Origin of the sequence: Nocardia beijingensis NBRC 16342, assembly GCF_001612785.1 — a bacterium.
GTDB lineage: Bacteria > Actinomycetota > Actinomycetes > Mycobacteriales > Mycobacteriaceae > Nocardia > Nocardia beijingensis.
This window is the reverse complement of record NZ_BDBC01000051.1, coordinates 85,462-101,702: the sequence shown is the minus strand read 5'-3', so window position 1 is coordinate 101,702 and position 16,241 is coordinate 85,462. Positions and strand designations below refer to the sequence as shown.

General features: G+C 67.9%; 14 protein-coding genes. 8 read left to right on the top strand and 6 right to left on the bottom strand.

The features are described from left to right. Window positions 1-2: 2 nt before the first annotated feature. The 7 genes from NB3_RS25815 (at window position 3) to NB3_RS25785 (ending at window position 7,884) form a co-directional block, all read left to right on the top strand. Window positions 3-1,490, top strand: a complete 1,488-nt coding sequence (locus tag NB3_RS25815) for an MCE family protein (RefSeq protein WP_067808525.1) — start codon at window positions 3-5, stop codon at window positions 1,488-1,490. After that, on the top strand, window positions 1,487-2,530 hold the full coding sequence (locus tag NB3_RS25810; RefSeq protein ID WP_067808523.1) for an MCE family protein: 1,044 nt from the start codon (window positions 1,487-1,489) through the stop codon (window positions 2,528-2,530). The genes NB3_RS25815 and NB3_RS25810 overlap by 4 nt, the downstream gene beginning before the upstream one ends. Beyond that, on the top strand, window positions 2,530-3,528 hold the full coding sequence (locus NB3_RS25805) for an MCE family protein (protein WP_067808521.1): 999 nt from the start codon (window positions 2,530-2,532) through the stop codon (window positions 3,526-3,528). Before NB3_RS25810 ends, NB3_RS25805 begins: the two co-directional genes overlap by 1 nt. Continuing rightward, window positions 3,525-4,634: an MlaD family protein gene (locus NB3_RS25800; protein ID WP_067808519.1), complete on the top strand. Its 1,110-nt coding sequence runs from the start codon at window positions 3,525-3,527 to the stop codon at window positions 4,632-4,634. Before NB3_RS25805 ends, NB3_RS25800 begins: the two co-directional genes overlap by 4 nt. Window positions 4,635-4,642: 8 nt before the next feature. After that, window positions 4,643-5,734, top strand: a complete 1,092-nt coding sequence (locus NB3_RS25795; RefSeq protein WP_084823672.1) for an MCE family protein — start codon at window positions 4,643-4,645, stop codon at window positions 5,732-5,734. Next, a complete protein-coding gene (locus tag NB3_RS25790) occupies window positions 5,731-6,909 on the top strand; it encodes an MlaD family protein (protein WP_067808515.1) in 1,179 nt (392 codons plus the stop codon). The genes NB3_RS25795 and NB3_RS25790 overlap by 4 nt, the downstream gene beginning before the upstream one ends. A 132-nt stretch (window positions 6,910-7,041) precedes the next feature. After that, window positions 7,042-7,884 carry a hypothetical protein gene (locus NB3_RS25785; protein WP_067808513.1) on the top strand — a complete coding sequence of 281 codons (843 nt, stop codon included), beginning with the start codon at window positions 7,042-7,044 and terminating at the stop codon, window positions 7,882-7,884. Window positions 7,885-7,956: 72 nt separating this feature from the next. Here NB3_RS25785 and NB3_RS25780 read toward each other — a convergent pair whose 3' ends face one another. From NB3_RS25780 to NB3_RS25755, 6 genes are all read right to left on the bottom strand, one after another. Beyond that, entirely contained in the window at window positions 7,957-8,529 is a 573-nt protein-coding gene (locus NB3_RS25780) for a ribonuclease H family protein (RefSeq protein WP_067808511.1), read from the bottom strand. A gap of 10 nt (window positions 8,530-8,539) precedes the next feature. Further along, window positions 8,540-9,010 (bottom strand): SRPBCC family protein, encoded by a 471-nt coding sequence (locus NB3_RS25775; protein ID WP_067808509.1) that lies wholly within the window; start codon window positions 9,008-9,010, stop codon window positions 8,540-8,542. 138 nt (window positions 9,011-9,148) lie between these two features. Beyond that, window positions 9,149-10,333 (bottom strand): L-2-hydroxyglutarate dehydrogenase, encoded by a 1,185-nt coding sequence (lhgD, locus tag NB3_RS25770; RefSeq protein ID WP_067808507.1) that lies wholly within the window; start codon window positions 10,331-10,333, stop codon window positions 9,149-9,151. 22 nt (window positions 10,334-10,355) lie between these two features. After that, the gene (locus NB3_RS25765; protein ID WP_157112003.1) at window positions 10,356-11,003 is read right to left on the bottom strand and encodes a hypothetical protein; all 648 of its coding nucleotides are present in this window, start codon (window positions 11,001-11,003) and stop codon (window positions 10,356-10,358) included. A gap of 348 nt (window positions 11,004-11,351) precedes the next feature. Further along, window positions 11,352-12,143, bottom strand: a complete 792-nt coding sequence (locus tag NB3_RS25760) for a TIGR03084 family metal-binding protein (protein WP_067808503.1) — start codon at window positions 12,141-12,143, stop codon at window positions 11,352-11,354. A gap of 112 nt (window positions 12,144-12,255) precedes the next feature. Further along, window positions 12,256-13,611: a DUF445 domain-containing protein gene (locus NB3_RS25755; RefSeq protein WP_067808501.1), complete on the bottom strand. Its 1,356-nt coding sequence runs from the start codon at window positions 13,609-13,611 to the stop codon at window positions 12,256-12,258. Between the two features lie 260 nt (window positions 13,612-13,871). On the opposite strand from NB3_RS25755, the gene lon reads away from it, so the two are divergent. Then, entirely contained in the window at window positions 13,872-16,199 is a 2,328-nt protein-coding gene (gene lon / locus NB3_RS25750) for an endopeptidase La (protein ID WP_067808608.1), read from the top strand. Window positions 16,200-16,241 lie beyond the last annotated feature (42 nt).

Genomic DNA, 16,241 nt, shown 5'->3' with positions numbered 1-16,241 from the left:
AGATGATCATCGATCCCAGTGGGCGTGGGCCCACGATGCGGCAGCTGCTCATCGCAGGCGTGTGCGGTCTGGTCGTGTTCGCGTTGGTACTCAGCGTCCTGATGCTGCGCTACAAGGGGTACTTCCAGGAGAAGGTCAACGTCACCGCGAACCTGACCACCACCGGCGACGGTCTGCCCGAGCAGGCCGACGTCAAGTTCCGCGGCGTGCTCGTCGGCGCGGTGAAGACCGTGGACGTCGCGGCCAAGGGCGAGCTGCAGAAGGTCAGGATCGAGATGAAGCCGGAGTTCGCCGGTGACATCCCGGCGAACGTGACCGCCCGCGTGGTGCCCAGCAACCTGTTCGCCGTCACCTCCGTCGAACTCGTCTTCAACGGTCCCGCCGACCAGTACCTGCACGAGGGCTCGGTCATCGAGGAGGACCGCAGCAAGGGCACCATCGCGTTGCAGGACACGCTCACCACGGTCCGCAACATCCTCGACAAGATCGACCCGGTGCAGTTCGGCCGGGTGCTCGGCACCCTGTCCCAGGCGCTGGACGGCAGCGGCCGGATGCCGGGCTCCACCGTCGAGCGGCTGGACCGCTGGCTGCTCGCCGTCGACGAGTCGATCCCCGATCTCGGTGTGCTGCTCGGCGACTTCTCCGCCTCGTTCAACGCGCTCAACCAGTCCGCGCCCGAGCTGGTGGACGTGCTCGGCAGCTCGGTGCAGACCGCGCGCACCATCGCCGACCGGCGCAGTGAGCTGGTCTCGCTGATCACCGGCACCAGCGGAACCATCGACACGGTGAACGGGCTGTTCGCCCGCAACCCGAACGTGGGCATCGAGGTCACCGCGGGCACCAACGACATGTTCGGCGCTCTCGCCGCCGACCCGGACGCGATCACCAGGAGCCTGCTGAACCTCAGCGAGACCATGCGCCGGATGGACACCACCTTCAAGTGGGGTCCGCAGAAACAGCAGGTCTGGGACGCGGGCATCACGCTGACCCCGTACCGGCCCTACACCGTGGCCGACTGCCCGCGCTACGGCGACCTGGTCGGGCCGAGCTGCTACACCGCTCCCGCCGTCGCCGATGTCGGCGAGCTGCCGGAGCAGTTGAAGCCGCGCGCGCTCGCTTCGGCCGCCGGGCTTCCGCCGGTGGTGCCGATGCCGGGTCTGCCGCTGATTCCCGGCGTCACCACCCCGGATCCGAACCGCGCCACCGCGGCCGCTCCGACCGGCGGCGCACCCGCGCCGTTCGCGGGCACCCCGCTCGAGGGCCTGTTCCCGATGCTGCCGGGCCTGCTCCCGCCGGCCGCGGCCCCGGCGCCGGTGGCTCCGGCCGCCGCGCCGGAGGGCACACCGTCGGCGGCACCGATCTCCTACCGGGGTGACGCGGCGATCACCGCGCTGCTCGGCCGGCAGCCGACCACCGCGGAATACCTGCTGCTGAGCACGATCCTGAAGGGCGGAACCATGCAGGTGTCCGACAACGGTGCAGGCCGATGAGCATTCGCAAACCGCTGATCGGATTCAGCATCTTCGCCATCGTGTCGATCCTGGTCACGGTGGTGGTGTGGAACACGCTGGCGCGCATCGTCAGCGGCGACACCTACACCTACTCCGCCACGTTCTCCGATGTGCTCGGCCTGCACGAGGGCGACGACGTCCGCATGGCGGGCGTCCGGGTGGGCAAGGTCGAGAAGATCGAGCTCGGCCGCGACGCGAATCTGAAGAAGTCGGTCGCCAAGGTCACCTTCGTCGTGCAGCGGGACCAGACGATCTACAACGACACCAAAGCGCTGGTCCGCTACCAGAACCTGATCGGTCAGCGGTATGTGGCGCTGGCGCCGGGCAAGGCGCCGAATCCGGCGCCGCTGAAGAACAACGGTTCCATCCCGATCGACCGCACCGAGCCGTCGTTCGACGTGTCGGGTCTGCTGAACGGGTTCCAGCCGCTGTTCCAGGTGTTGCAGCCCGAGCAGGTCAACCGGCTGTCGGAGACGTTCATCCAGGCATTGCAGGGTGACGGCGTCTCGCTGAGCGCGTTCATCGTCCAGGCCGCCCAGCTGGCCACCGACTTCCAGCGCAGGGACGCGATCCTGTCCGATGTGATCTCCAACCTGTCGGGCGTGATGTCGGGGTTGGCGAAACGAGGTGATGAATTGGAGACCTTGGTGACCCAGACCCGGGCCTTGATCGGCGGGCTGTACGAACAAGGACAGTCGTTGCTCGCCTCCACCGAGCAGATCGCGAGCGCGACCACGTCGGTGGTCGGCATGCTCGACCGGATCCAGCCGAGCCTGCGTAACGCGCAGAACTCCACCAGCGCGGCGCTGACGCTGCTGCTCGACAACGGCGCCAAACTCGATCAAGCCGCGATCGACCTGCCGAACGTCCTGTCGGCGGCGGGCAGGCACACCTCGGAGGGTGGTTACGCCAACGCCTATCTGTGCGGCCTCGACGTGTCGCTCTACGGCGTGCTCTTCCCACGCGGTCTGTTCTCCCAGATCGGTGGCACCTCGCACTCGGCGGTGTGCCGCCCATGATGACGAAGCTCAGGTCCAGGTTCGACAGCAACCGGTACTTCTGGTTGGGCATCATCGGCGGCGCCCTCATCGTGGTGCTGCTCTTGGTGTCCAGCGTCTACAAACTGATCGGCGTCGGCGAGCAGTCGATCAAGGCCGAGTTCGTGCAGGCCGCGGGCATCAGGGTCGGCGACAAGGTGAACGTCGCCGGGGTGTCCTCCGGGCGGGTGGTCGCCGCCGAACTCGAGGGCAGTCACGTGCTGCTCACGCTGAGCGTCAGCAACGACGTGAAACTCGGCCCGGACGCGCGCGCGTCGATCAAGATGGCCACGCTGCTCGGCGCGCGGTACGTCGACCTCGAACCGGGCGACGGCTCCGGGCTGAAGGGCAAGCGGATTCCGGTCTCCAACACCTCGGTGCCGTACAACCTGGCCGACGTGGTGCAGGTCGGCACTCCGAAATTCGAAGCGCTCGACACCAAGAAGCTGGCCGACTCGCTGAACCTGATCAACGAGCAGATGAACGGCTCGCCCCAGCTCACCGCGCAGGCGCTGGACAGCGTCGGCGCGCTGGCCAAGGTGATCGACCGCCGCAAGGCCGAGGTCGACATTCTGCTGAAGGACCTCGATCGGGTCACTCAGATCCTCGGCGACAACCGCAACAGCATCCTGCTGGTGATCACTCAGGGCGAGGCCATCGCCAACCGGGTGATGGAGCGCCAGGCGCTACTGCGCCAGCTGCTGGACAACGTCGCGACGCTGACCAAGCAGCTGGAGGCGATCGGCGCGGAGAACAACGATCAGCTCGGCCCGACCATCCAGCAGTTGAACACCATGGCCGAGGGCCTGCAGAAGAACAAGGACAACCTGGATCGGATGCTGTCGCTCATGCCGCCGACCCTGCGCTACCTGGCGAACTCCTGGGGCGGCAGCGGTCCGTACGGCGATGTCGGCCTGCCGTGGCTGTTCCCGGACAACTGGTTGTGCTTCGCCCAAGTCATCGAGGGGTGCCAGGGATGAGATTCCGCACGGGCTTTTCGCTGCCTGCCGTCGCGAAGACGGTCTTGATCAGCGCCGCCGCACTGACGGTCGGCAGTTGCTCGCTGCTGCCGAGCTCGGTGAACGACGCGTTGGGCAACACCCTGCAGATCACCGCCGACTTCGACAACATCGCGGGCATCTACGAGGGCAACCCGATCACGGTGCTCGGGCTCGACGTGGGCAAGGTCGACAAGATCGTGCCCAAGGGCACGCTGGTCGAGGTGCACATGTCCATCGACAAGGACGTGAAGATCCCGAAAGACGCCATCGCCGCGATCGTCTCGCCATCCATCGTGACCGACCGGCACGTCGAACTGACCCCGGTCTACACCGGTGGCGCGACCCTGTCCGACGGCGATCATCTGCCCAAGGCCCGCACCAAGACGCCGGTCGAGCTCGACACGATGATCAAGACCATCGACCAGTTCGCCGCCGCGCTGAAGCCGGAGCCGGGTCAGGAGGGCATCGGCCCGCTGTCGGGCCGGGTGCTGTACCCGATGCTCAACGGCAACGGCGAGAAGATCCGCGACACCCTCAACGCGCTGTCCAGCGCGCTGAAGGTCGGCGTGGACAACAAGGACGCGATCTCCAGCATCATCATCAAGCTGAACGACCTCACCACCATGCTGGCCGAGAACGACCAGTCGGTGCGCGATTTCAGCAACCGCGTGACCCAGATGACCGGCCTGCTCGCCGAGCAGGCTCCCGGCTTGCAGGCCACGCTCGACCAGCTGCTCGCCTTCCTGCAGAACACCAGCACCACGCTGACGCAGTACCAGGACCAGTTGCAGGGCTCGATGGCCGGCCTGACCAACGTGACCCAGCAGTTGCGCGACAACGCCTACGGCCTCACCGAGGTCGCCGACCTCGCGCCGATGGTCATGCAGAACGTCGACAACATCATCGACCGCCAGCACGGGCACGTCCGGCTGCACGCGGTGATCGGCACCGCGCTCTCGGGTGAGATCGTCAGCCTGTTCTGCGAACGCATCCAGATGAAGGCCGATGGTTGCCGCACCGGAAACATGCAGGACTTCGGCCCCGACTACGGGCTCACCGCCGCACTGCTCGGACTGACGAAATGACGGACCGAATGACGATCAAGGCACGCAGGGCGCTGGTCGCCCTCGCCGCGGTGGCCGGTGTGGCGGTCACCTCCGGCTGCGGGCTCACCGTGGAGAAGCTGCCGCTGCCGAAACCGGGCCAGGGCGGGGAGACCTACACCATCCACGCGGTCTTCGAGAACGCGCTGAACCTGCCCGACCAGGCGAAGGTGAAGATCGGTGGCTCGGATGTCGGCGTGGTCACCGACATCAAGACCAAGAACTTCCAGGCCATCGTGGATCTGACCATCCGCAAGGACATCGAGCTGCCCAAGGGCAGCACGGCGGAGCTGCGGCAGGCCACTCCCCTCGGCGACGTGTTCGTCGCGGTGTCCAAGCCCAAGACCGAGCCCGGCGCGGCGATGCTGCACGACGGCGACACCCTCACCATCGACAGCACCTCGGCCGGCGCGACCGTCGAGCAGTTGCTCATCTCGGTCTCCATGCTGTTCAACGGCGGCGGCATCGCCAGCCTCTCCAAGCTCGGCTCCGAGCTGGACTCCATCGTCGGCGGCCGGGGCGAGCAGCTCGCTCACCTGATCACCGAGATGACCGGCGTCGTCGGCAGTCTGAACGCCAACTCCGCGCGGGTGGACAGCGTGCTCGGCGAGTTCAGCACGCTCGCCGACACCATCGAGGGCAGGCGGTCGGAACTCGGCCAGGTGGCCGATACGCTGCCGCAGATGATCGGCGCCATCGCCGAGAACAACCGGGCACTCGGCGATCTGCTCACCAAGTTGTCCACCACCAGCGCCGCGCTGGGTGACTACGCGAACACTTCGACCGAGACCCTGAACGGACTGCTGGACAACACCCGCCAGCTGATGGACGCGATCGCGAAGACCGGTGACGGCTTCGGCGTCCTGCTGGATCGGCTGCGCGAAATTCGGCCGAAGGTGGACGCGACCTTCCGCGGCAGCAGCTTCGCGGTGTACGCGACCGCGACCAATCTGGACATCAGCGCGCTCACCGATCCGCAGCACGGCAAGATCCAGGATCTCAACGACCTGCAGGACTTCGCGGGCAGCTTGATCCAGGTGCTGCAACTCGTGCAGAGCCGGGTGGCGGGAGGACAGCGATGACCTCCGCGCGCAAGCTGTTCGGCAGCAAGATCTTCCTGTCGAACCTGGGCCTGGTGCTCGTGCTGCTGGTCGGCGCCGCGTACCTGATGATCAACGTCATGCGGGTGAACCCGCTGCGGACCGACTACACCGTCACGGTGAATCTGGACCGGTCCGGCGGTCTGCAACCCGGCAACGACGTGACGTTGCGCGGCTGGCGCATCGGCAAGGTGACCTCGATCGAGCTGACCGATCGCGGCCAGGCCATCGCCGCCACCGCGCAGATCGAGTCGAAGTACAAGATCCCGGTGGACACCCAGATCGCGGTGCAGGCGTTGTCCGGCGCGGGTGAGCAGTACATCGACTTCCGGCCGAACGCCGAGCAGGGGCCGTACCTGGCCAACGGCGCGGTGATCAAGTTCGATCCGGACAAGATCCACACGCCGACGCCGGTGTGGTCGGTGCTGGACAACGCCAGCGCCTTGATCGCGCAGATCAACCCGGATCACTTCCAGGTCATCCTGAACGAGCTGGACATCGCGCTCAGCGGCGGCCCTGATCAGCTGCGCGGGCTGGTCAACGGCATCAGCTTGGCGATGGCGGGCCTGGATTCGCTGCTGCCGCAGACCACGAATCTGATCACCAACCTGCGCACCATCGCGAACACCACGTCCATGGCGCAACCCGATCTGGCCACGCTGACGCGCAACTCGGGCGTGCTGTTCGAGCAGTTCAACAACGCCAACGCGGAACTGCAGCGAGTGCTGGAGCAGGCCCCGGGCCAGCTCACCAGCCTGGGCGCGGTGGTGGACAAGACGGCCGATCCGATCACCAGCCTGGCCACCAACTTCCAGGCGATCACGAAGGCGGCGCAGCTGCGGCTGCCCGCGCTGCGCGCGCTGTTCCCCTCGCTCGCGCTCGGTGGCGAAGCGCTCGGCGTTCCGGCGCACGACGGCGAGTTCCACGCGATGATCGACATCTGGCCGCGGCCGTTCTGCACCTACAACACTCCGAAGATCCGCAACGAGGTCGTGCAGGACGGCACGATCCCGAAGTGGAATTACTGTGAGAACCCGCCGCCGGGTCAGCAGATCCGCGGCGCCGCCAACGCCCCGCGGCCGGACGTGCCGAACAACGGCGCGCACATGCCGCCGGGTGTGGATCCGAACGAGCGGACGCTGCCTCCGGTGCGGTGAGACGTACCCGGCCCGGCGGTCGTCCCGCCGGCCGGGCATACTCGCCGGTGGAACGCTCGCGGTTCGCTGTCGCGGACCACTGAAGCCAATCGGTGCGCACCGACGCGCGCCGGGAAAGTGCAGGTTTTATCGATGTCTACCGACGACGCCGAGACCGGCAAGGACGCCGAGACCACGGCCGCCGCCTCCGACCAGGACACCGACGCGGTGACCGAGAAGTCGCAGGACGCCGCTGGCGCGGCGAAGCCCGACCTGTCCAAGGCGGAGAAGGCAGACAAGGCCGAGGCAGGCGAGAAGCAGAAAGCAGCGAAGAGCGAGTCCCGCACGGCGGGCGCACCCGCCAGGTCCGGGAAGTCGACTTCGCTTCCGCTGGTGGCCGCGTTCGTGGCCGGTGTGCTCGCGGTCGCGGCGATCACCGCGGTGGTGGTGTTCTTCCTGCAGGGCAAGGACCGCGGCGACAAGCTCGACGCGATCCGCGACTCCACCAACGCCGCGTGCGAATTCGGCAAGGACGTGTCGGTCTACGACTACTCGAAGAACCTCGACGACTACTTCGCCACGGTGAAGGCCGGGTCGTCGGGCGAGTTCCTCAAGGAGTTCGACGACGCGACCAAGGCGCTGAAGGACGCCATGGTGCAGGCGCAGGTCAAGTCCTGGGTCGACGACGTGCAGTGCGGCTACCAGTCCGGTGACAAGACTTCAGCCAAGGTGCTGGTGACCCTCACGCAGTACCGGACCAACTTCACCCAGGCCAACCCCGAGCGGCAGTTTGTCGTAGTGATCGCCCAGCTGTCGAAGTCGGGCGACAAGTGGCTGGTCGAGAAGCTCGATTCGCCGATGCTGAAGGGCGCGGGCACCGGCCTGCCCGGCGCTCCCGCACCCGGCGGCGCTCCCGCACCGGGCGGTGCTCCTGCGCCGGGCGGCGTCCCGCAGCAGGCACCGTCTGGTCAGCCCGCCCCGCAGCCGGGCAACTAGCCGAGCGCCTCCGGCGGTGGGCCGAGCCACCACCGCCGGAGGTCATTCGGGCAGCCTGCGTTCGCCGCGCGGTCAGAACAGCGTCAAAGCCTGTGGCGCCGACGGCGCGGCCGCCTTCCCCGCGGCCTCGTCCTTCGGCGCTTCCGGCGCCGTCGGCGTTTCCTCCACAGTCACCGCGAGCATTTCCACGGTGTTCGCCTCGGCGACAGCCGCGGTGACCGCGGCCTGCCGAGCCGCTTCTCCGGCCAGCGCATCGGCCTGTTCGTTGAAGTAGTTGCCGACATGCCCGCGGACCCAGCGGAACCGGACCGGACCCGGCCTGCTCGCGATGGCCTGATCGATCTGCCGGACGAGTTCGACGTTCTTCACCGCGCCACCGGTCGAGGTGCGCCAGCCGTTGAGTCGCCACCCCGACACCCACTCCGAGGCGCATTTGATGGCGTAGAGCGAATCGCTCTCGATGAGCAGGGGTTCGGAGCCCGGATGGGCGACGATCGCTTCCAGCACCGCGCGCAACTCCGCGACCTGATTGGTTCCCGACGTGGCTCCCCCACTCGCCGAAGAGCCCTGATGATTGACCCAAGCCCAGCCGATGGCGCCGCCGGGATTGCGGAGGCAGGATCCGTCGGTGCTCACGATGATCATGGCTGGCACCCTACGCAATCCGACCGACAAGATCGGTACCGTGGAATTCCTCTATCTCTCTCCGTAGCCGCGACTCCGTGCGGCGCAACGCCGATTTCACCGCGGCGTCCACCAGGCCTGCGCCGAGGCGCCCGAGTGCTCCGCGAGGCGGACCGTACTCCGCCTCCGAGGTCAGCACCGAGCGCCCGTAACCGAGCGGGTCGAAGCGCAGCCGCAGCGTGCCGGAGAAACGCCCGCGCAGCGTGTACCCGATCACCGCGTTGGGGCGGTATTCGGTGATCTCGCAGGTGGTGGTCGGCTGCCAGAGCGCGAGGCGGCTGCTGACGGCGAAGACCGCGCCCAGCCCGCGTTCCTGGTCGCCGGTCGGTACGAAGTCCGCGATCCCGAACATCCAATCGGGTACGAAGAGATGGTTGTCGGTGTAGTTGAAAGCGACCTCGACAGGCGCTCCGACGTCACTCGCGTACTTGATGTGGCCCATAGGCCCTCCCTGTCCCACGACTGGCGTCAAAAGTACTACAGCTCTCCTCTTTATTCGAGAGCTCTGGGCGATTTGGTGGATGCAATCGCAAGATTGCGACCGAGTGGTTGCTTGGGAAAAGGGTGCTCGGACGCGTGCTCAGAGCTGATCGACGATGTGCTCGGCGATCGGCATCGCCGAGGTCGCCGCAGGTGAGGGCCCATTGAGCAGATGCACCGAGCGGTCGGTGCGCTCGATCATGAAGTCGTGCACCAAGGTTCCGTCGCGCAACACCGCCTGTGCGCGAATTCCGGCCTCCCGCGGAAGCAGATCAGCCAGTGTCAGCTCCGGACAGTAGCGGCGGCATCGAGCCAGGTAGCCCCGCTTGAACAGCGAATCGCGCAGCTCCCGCAGTCCGGTGCCGACGTTCGCCTTGGCGACGCGGTGAAAGCCCGCGAATCCGAGCACTTCTCGCGCGTCCTGTAAGTCGACGCTGCCTTTTCGGTAGCCTTCCCTGGCCAGGCCGAGCACCGCGTTCGGCCCCACGGTGAGCGTTCCGTCGATCATGGGGCTCAAATGCACGCCGAGAAAAGGCAACTCGGGATCAGGGATCGGATAGATCAACGTGCTGACCAGGTCGTTGCGCTCTTGCGGCAGTTGGTAGTACTCGCCGCGGAAGGGAACGATGCGAAAGTCGGTGCGCAGTCCGGCCGCCCGTGCCATCCGGTCGGCTTGCAGCCCCGCGCAGACCACCAGGCGCCGCGCCGTCCACGAGCCGGCCGGTCCGGCGGCGGTCACCGCGTCCGAGGTCTCGGTGAGCGTCGCGACCTCGGCGCCGAACACGAATTCGCCTCCGGTGCTGCGCACTTCCTCGGCCAGCGCCTCGGTCACCCTGGTGTAGTCGACGATGCCCGTGTCGGCGACGAAGAGCGCGCCGACGCCGGTGACGTTCGGTTCACGCCGGGCGAGTTCGGCGGCGTCGATCAGCTCGACGGTCACCCCGTTGACGACGGAACGCTCGTGCAGTGCGAGCATGCGCCCGTACTCGGCGTCGTCGGTGGCGACCAGCAATTTGCCGCAGACCCGGTGCGGAATGTCGTGCGCCGCGGCGAAATCCTTGGTCCAGCGCGCACCCCGGCGGCACAGCGTGGCCTTCAGGCTGTCCGGCGGGTAGTAGATGCCGGAGTGGATGACGCCGCTGTTGTGCCCGGTCTGGTGGACGGCAAGACGCTCGGCCTTCTCCAGCAGCACCAGACTCGCACCGGGATGGCGCGCCAGGATCCGGTGCGCGGTCGCCACCCCGACGATGCCGCCGCCGATGACGCAGAAGTCGTAGGCGCTCATGCCGAGCAGGGTAAGCGGTGGGTCACACCACGGTGGAATCCACCGCACCGTGCGCGGCCGCGCGTTCGTCGGTTCCCTTCGGGGCGGGGTGACGATCCAGGTGCAAGTCGTGCTCGCCCAGACGCGGGTCGGAGAACGCCACTCGCACTTCGCCCCGCTGGGTATCGAGGTCGGTGCGCATCGTGGTCACCGCGCCCGCGCCCGGCTCCGGCGCGGAACCGGGCCGGAGCAGACCCGTGAGCATGGTCAAGGCATTCGTGTCCACGGTGACCGAGACCGTGTCGGTCTCACCCTCCGCGACTCGCGCGCCGAGGTAGGCGTCGCCGAGCCGGACGGTGCCGCCGAGGGGTGCGCGAGCAGGCGGTGCGGCAGGCGAACCAGCTTGCGGAGCAATCGGTTCCCGCTCATCGACAGGTGCGTCGGAAACCATTTTCGGCAGGACGAAACTGGTGCCGGTCAGCACGGGATCGAAGACCGTGCCGTGTCCGTGGCGGGGCTCATCCGGGGCGGCCGGGGTGACCGGCGCGGCGATCGGAGTATCGGGGCGCTGCGTATCGGCGATCTGGTGAACGACATACGCGCCCGCCGCGACGGTCAGGCTCAGGCTGGCCGCACCGGCGAGCACGACGGCGGCATGCCGTGCGACCTGGCCAGGCCGGTGTGCTGTCACGATGCGTTCCTTTCCCTTCGACGCTGCTCCCCACAGGCGATCAGCACCATGGAAAGCTGTACGCGCGACCAGATTACCTCCGCGATCGTGGGGCATACCTCATCGAAGAGAGCAGGATCACAACGGGCGGGCGGCGCGGAAGGAACCGGCGCGCCCCGGCCTGTCTTGCGCGGATGTTTCCGTGAGCGCACAGGCGGGTAAACAACTGAAAGCTGGCGAGCGCCATTCTCGACTGCCAACTCGAGACACCCGGCCAACGGCGTCCGGCCGTCGACATGAACACGGCGCACCCAAGTGTGGCGCTCGCCCGCTCCCGCATCATCGTCGATCGGGTCGGGTGTGGGCGGGTCAGGTGAACTGGCCCGCCGTCCTTCCCTCGCCCGAGGGGCCCGCGAAAGCCTGTGCGATGGTAAGCCATTCCGCGGCGTCCGCGCCGTGCGCCACGAGCGCCAGATCGTCCGGATGGCGGCGCTGGGTCACCAGCAGGCAGAAATCGAGCGCCGGTCCGGTCACTCGCTGTTCGGCGTCCTCCGGTCCCCACGACCAGATGGTGCGATCCGGCGCGGTGAGCTCTACCCGGAATTCGGCTGCGGGCGGGTTCTTTCCGTGCACGGTGTAAGCGAAATTCCTGGTGCGCACGCCGATATGCGCCACGGTGCGCAGCCGCGCCGTCGGCAAGCGGTGCACGCCGACGGCATCGGCTACGTCCTGCCCGTGCGCCCAGGTCTCCATGATGCGGGCGGAGATCATCGACGCGGCGCTCATCGGCGGGCCGAACCAGGGCAATTTGGCGCCCGCGGGCACCGCCCGCAGCGCGGTGGCGAGCGCGGCGCGCCCACGGCGCCAGCGGTCGAGCAACTCGGCGGGCGGTTCGGTCGCCGCTTTCTCGGCGGCCTCGTCGACGAAGGTGAGCGCGCGGGGCCCCGCTTCGGTCAGCAACTGCTGGAAGCGGGCGGCGTCCGCGGTGGCGATCGTCGCGATCTCGTCGGTCCAGGCCAGATGCCCGATCTGATGAGAGATGGTCCAGCCGGGCGCGGGCGTGGCGCGCGCCCATTCCTCGGGCGCCAGCGCGGCGACGAGTCGTTCCAGGTCCGCGCATTCGTCGGCGAAATCGCCGAGCAAAGCCTCTAGATCAGCCATCTGTGCCCCTGCCGTCCCGGGCACACCGCCTCGTGCGCCACCGGCGTCCAGCATCGCAGCGAGGCCAAAAAAAGGCAAGCATGCTTGTTTTATCTTGGCGGCGATGGGCCCGCTACCAGCCGAAAAGGAGCAGGTGGGTGGCTCCCACGGCAAGGCCGAGCACCGCACCGTGCAGATACAGCAGCCAGGCGTCCTGTTCGACGGAGGCGTAGAACATCTCCATGAACTCCCCCGGAGTGAGCCGCCGCAGCTTACGCGCGGCGAACTCATCGATGGTCTTGGCCTGCTCCCGGATGAACTCCTCGTCCTCGGCCAGGGTCGGCGCCAAGCCGACGGCGGCGCCCGCCGCGCCGACGGTGAGGTTGTCGAACTGACGACGGCCCAGCGCCGCCCGCACCAGCGTGGTGGTCGGCCCGAGCTGGCGATTGATCTCGTCGGCGATGAGGCGCTCCAGCAACTGCCTGGTCTTGTCCCCGTTCGGGCCCTCCAGCAGCTCTTTCGACAGATTGGGCAGCGTCAGCACCTGGTAGGCCAGGATGTGCGCCAGATCGGTCGCCGCCTGCGGCTGCCGCTTCGCCAGCAGCGCTTGCTTCCACAGGTACTTGTACCTCGGTTGCGGGTCACCCGGCTCGAACACCATCTTCACCGCGATGACGTTCACGATCACGCCGATCGCCGCCGAGGCGAGCAGAACGATCACCCAGCCGGGTACCCAGCCGAGCACCGGAATCTGCTGGTGCACATGCAGGTACAGAGCGAGCAGCACGCCGAAGGGCGCGCCGAGCAAGCCGATGCGCACCATGAACCGCAGTTCGGGCGCCGCGATGGTGGTGGTGAGGTCCTTGAGGATGGCCGGGTTGTCCTGCAGGTAGCGGATCACGAAGCCCTTGATGCCGATCAACTGGTCGACGTTGTCGCCGAGCGACGCGAACGCGCGGCGCGACAGCGCGGGCAGTTCCCGATCCACCCGCTGGTAGATCAATTGCTTGGCCGCGCGCGGCACCGAACGCCACAGGTCAGGGTTCTCCCGGTACATCAGCTCGTCCACCAGCGGGCGCACCTGCTCGCGCGCGAGCACCGCGATGTAGTCGGCGATGCCGTCGAGATCGAGTTCGTGGATGAAGTCCTTGGGACTGCCGATCCGCATCAGGGCCTTGTCCACGCAGATACTGGCCATCTTCTCCGCGCGCGCCGGGATGAAGCCCTGGAATCCGAGGCGGCGGCCGTCACCGGAGAAGGTCGGCAGCACTTGCACCCGGCGCGGGAAATACGGGTAGAGCACGTGCAGGCCGGGGATGCGGATGCCGCGAAAGACGATCGGCCAGAACAGCATCAGCACGCCGGTCCAGTTGGTCAGCCATCCCGCCAGCGCGCTGAAGATCGGGAACGTGATCAGGTCGACCACGAATTTCGGCTGCCCGGTCAGGCTTTCCCAGTCGATGAACACGCCAGCGGCGAGCGACGACATCGATGGGACTCCCTAAGCCGATCCGGCGGTACCGCCGGTATGAGATATCAAGGTCACAACGTTCTCATTGCCTTGGACGGAGTGTCAACGCGAAGCCGGTCGTGACTTCGCCGTCAGCGAACGGACCGGTCGGGGCGGAACAAACCCACCCGCCCCGGGGTTGAGTAGGCATCGCTCAACTTTTGGAAGGGTCGAAGAACGTGACTACACCACAGAACCTGCCGGTGCTGTTCCTCACCGATCCGATCGTGCTGCCGGGCATGGTCGTGCCCATCGAACTGGACGAATCCGCGCAGGCCGCGATCGACGCCGCGCGCGCCGCCAAGACCGACGCCGTGCTGCTCGCGCCGCGGCTGACCGAGGGCTACGCCACCTACGGTGTGGTCGCCACCATCGAACAGGTCGGCCGGATGCGCGGCGGCGCTCCTGCCGCCGTCCTCAAGGCCGAACGGCGCGCCAAGATCGGGCACGGGGTCACCGGTCCCGGCGCCGCGCTGTGGGTCGAGGCCGAGCCGGTCGAGACGCCCACCGCCGACGGCCGCACCAAGGAACTGGCCGCGGAATACAAGAAGCTGGTCGTCTCGGTGCTGCAACGCCGTGAGGCCTGGCAGATCATCGACGCGGTCAACCAGCTGACCGATCCGTCGGCCATCGCCGACACCGCGGGCTACGCCCCCTACCTGACTTCCGATCAGAAGCGCGAACTGCTCGAGACCCCCGACGTGGCCGAGCGGCTCACCACCCTGATCGAGTGGACCAAGGCGCACATCGCCGAGGCCGAGATCAGCGAGAAGATCAGCGAAGACGTGCGCGAGGGCATGGAGAAGAGCCAGCGCGAATTCCTGCTGCGCCAGCAGCTCAACGCCATCCGCAAGGAACTCGGCGAGGACGAGCCGGACGGCGCCGACGACTACCGCACCCGCGTCGAACAGGCCGACCTGCCCGACACCGTGCGCGAGGCCGCGCTGCGCGAGGTCGGCAGGCTGGAGCGAGCCAGTGATCAGAGCCCGGAATCCGGCTGGATCCGGACCTGGCTGGACACCGTGCTCGAACTGCCGTGGACGGTGAAGACCACCGACAGCGCCGATGTCTCGGCCGCCCGCGCGGTGCTGGACGCCGACCACCACGGCCTGGAAGAGGTCAAGGACCGCATGGTCGAGTACCTCGCCGTCCGCGCACGCCGGGCCGCCCGCGGCCTGGAGGTCGTCGGCGGACGCGGGTCCGGCGCGGTGCTGGTGCTGGTCGGCCCGCCCGGTGTCGGCAAAACCTCGCTGGGCGAGTCCGTGGCGCGCGCTCTCGGCCGCAAGTTCGTCCGCGTGGCTCTGGGCGGCGTGCGCGACGAGGCCGAGATCCGCGGGCACCGCCGCACCTACGTCGGCGCCATGCCCGGCCGGATCGTGCGGGCCATGAAGGAAGCCGGTTCGATGAACCCGGTCGTCCTGCTGGACGAGATCGACAAGGTCGGCTCCGACTTCCGCGGCGACCCGGCGGCCGCCCTGCTCGAGGTGCTCGACCCGGCGCAGAACCACACGTTCCGCGACCACTACCTCGATCTGGACCTGGACCTGTCCGACGTGCTGTTCATCGCCACGGCGAACGTCATGGAGACCATCCCCGGCCCGCTGCTGGACCGGATGGAACTGATCACCGTCGACGGCTACACCGAGGACGACAAGGTGGCCATCGCGCGCGACTTCCTGGTGCCGCGGCAGCTGGAGCGCAACGCGCTGACCGCCGACGAGGTGTCGGTGACCGAGGAGGCACTGCGCGAGATCGCCGCCAACTACACCAGGGAGGCCGGGGTCAGGCAGATGGAGCGGCTGATCGCCAAAGCGCTGCGCAAGGCGGCCACGCGGCTGTCGGAGCGCGAAGCCGGATCGGGTTACGACCCCGAACTGGGTTACGAGGCGACGGTCGACGCCGGAGCACTGACGATCGGTCTCGGCGACTTGAAGGACTACCTGGGTCGTCCGCGCTTCACCCCGGACTCGGTGGAACGCACGGCCGTCCCGGGTGTGGCCACCGGCCTCGCCGTGACCGGGGCGGGCGGCGACGTCCTCTACATCGAGGCGAACGCCGCCGAGGGTGAGCGCTCGCTGACCCTCACCGGCCAGCTCGGCGACGTCATGAAGGAGTCGGCGCAGATCGCGTTGACCTACGTGCGCTCGCACCTGGAGGAGATCGGCATCGAGCCGTCGGTGCTGGATCGCAATATCCACATCCACTTCCCGGCGGGTGCGGTGCCGAAGGACGGGCCGTCCGCGGGCGTCACGATGGTCACCGCCCTGGTGTCGCTGGCGCTGGGCCGTCAGGTGCGATCGGACGTCGGCATGACCGGTGAGGTCACGCTGAACGGCCGGGTGCTGCCGATCGGCGGCGTCAAGCAGAAGCTGCTCGCCGCTCAGCGGGCCGGATTGAAGACGGTGTTCATCCCGGCTCGCAACGAGCCGGACCTGGACGACGTCCCGGCGGAGGTGCTGGCCGCGCTGGACGTCCGGCCGGTCGCCGACGTGGCCGACATCCTGGCCTACGCGATCGAGCCGGTCACCGAGCCCGCGCTGGAGCCCGCCTTCGCGGCGACCGCCTGATCCGGGACGAACGGGCCGGGCACGGAGCTACTCCGTGCCCGG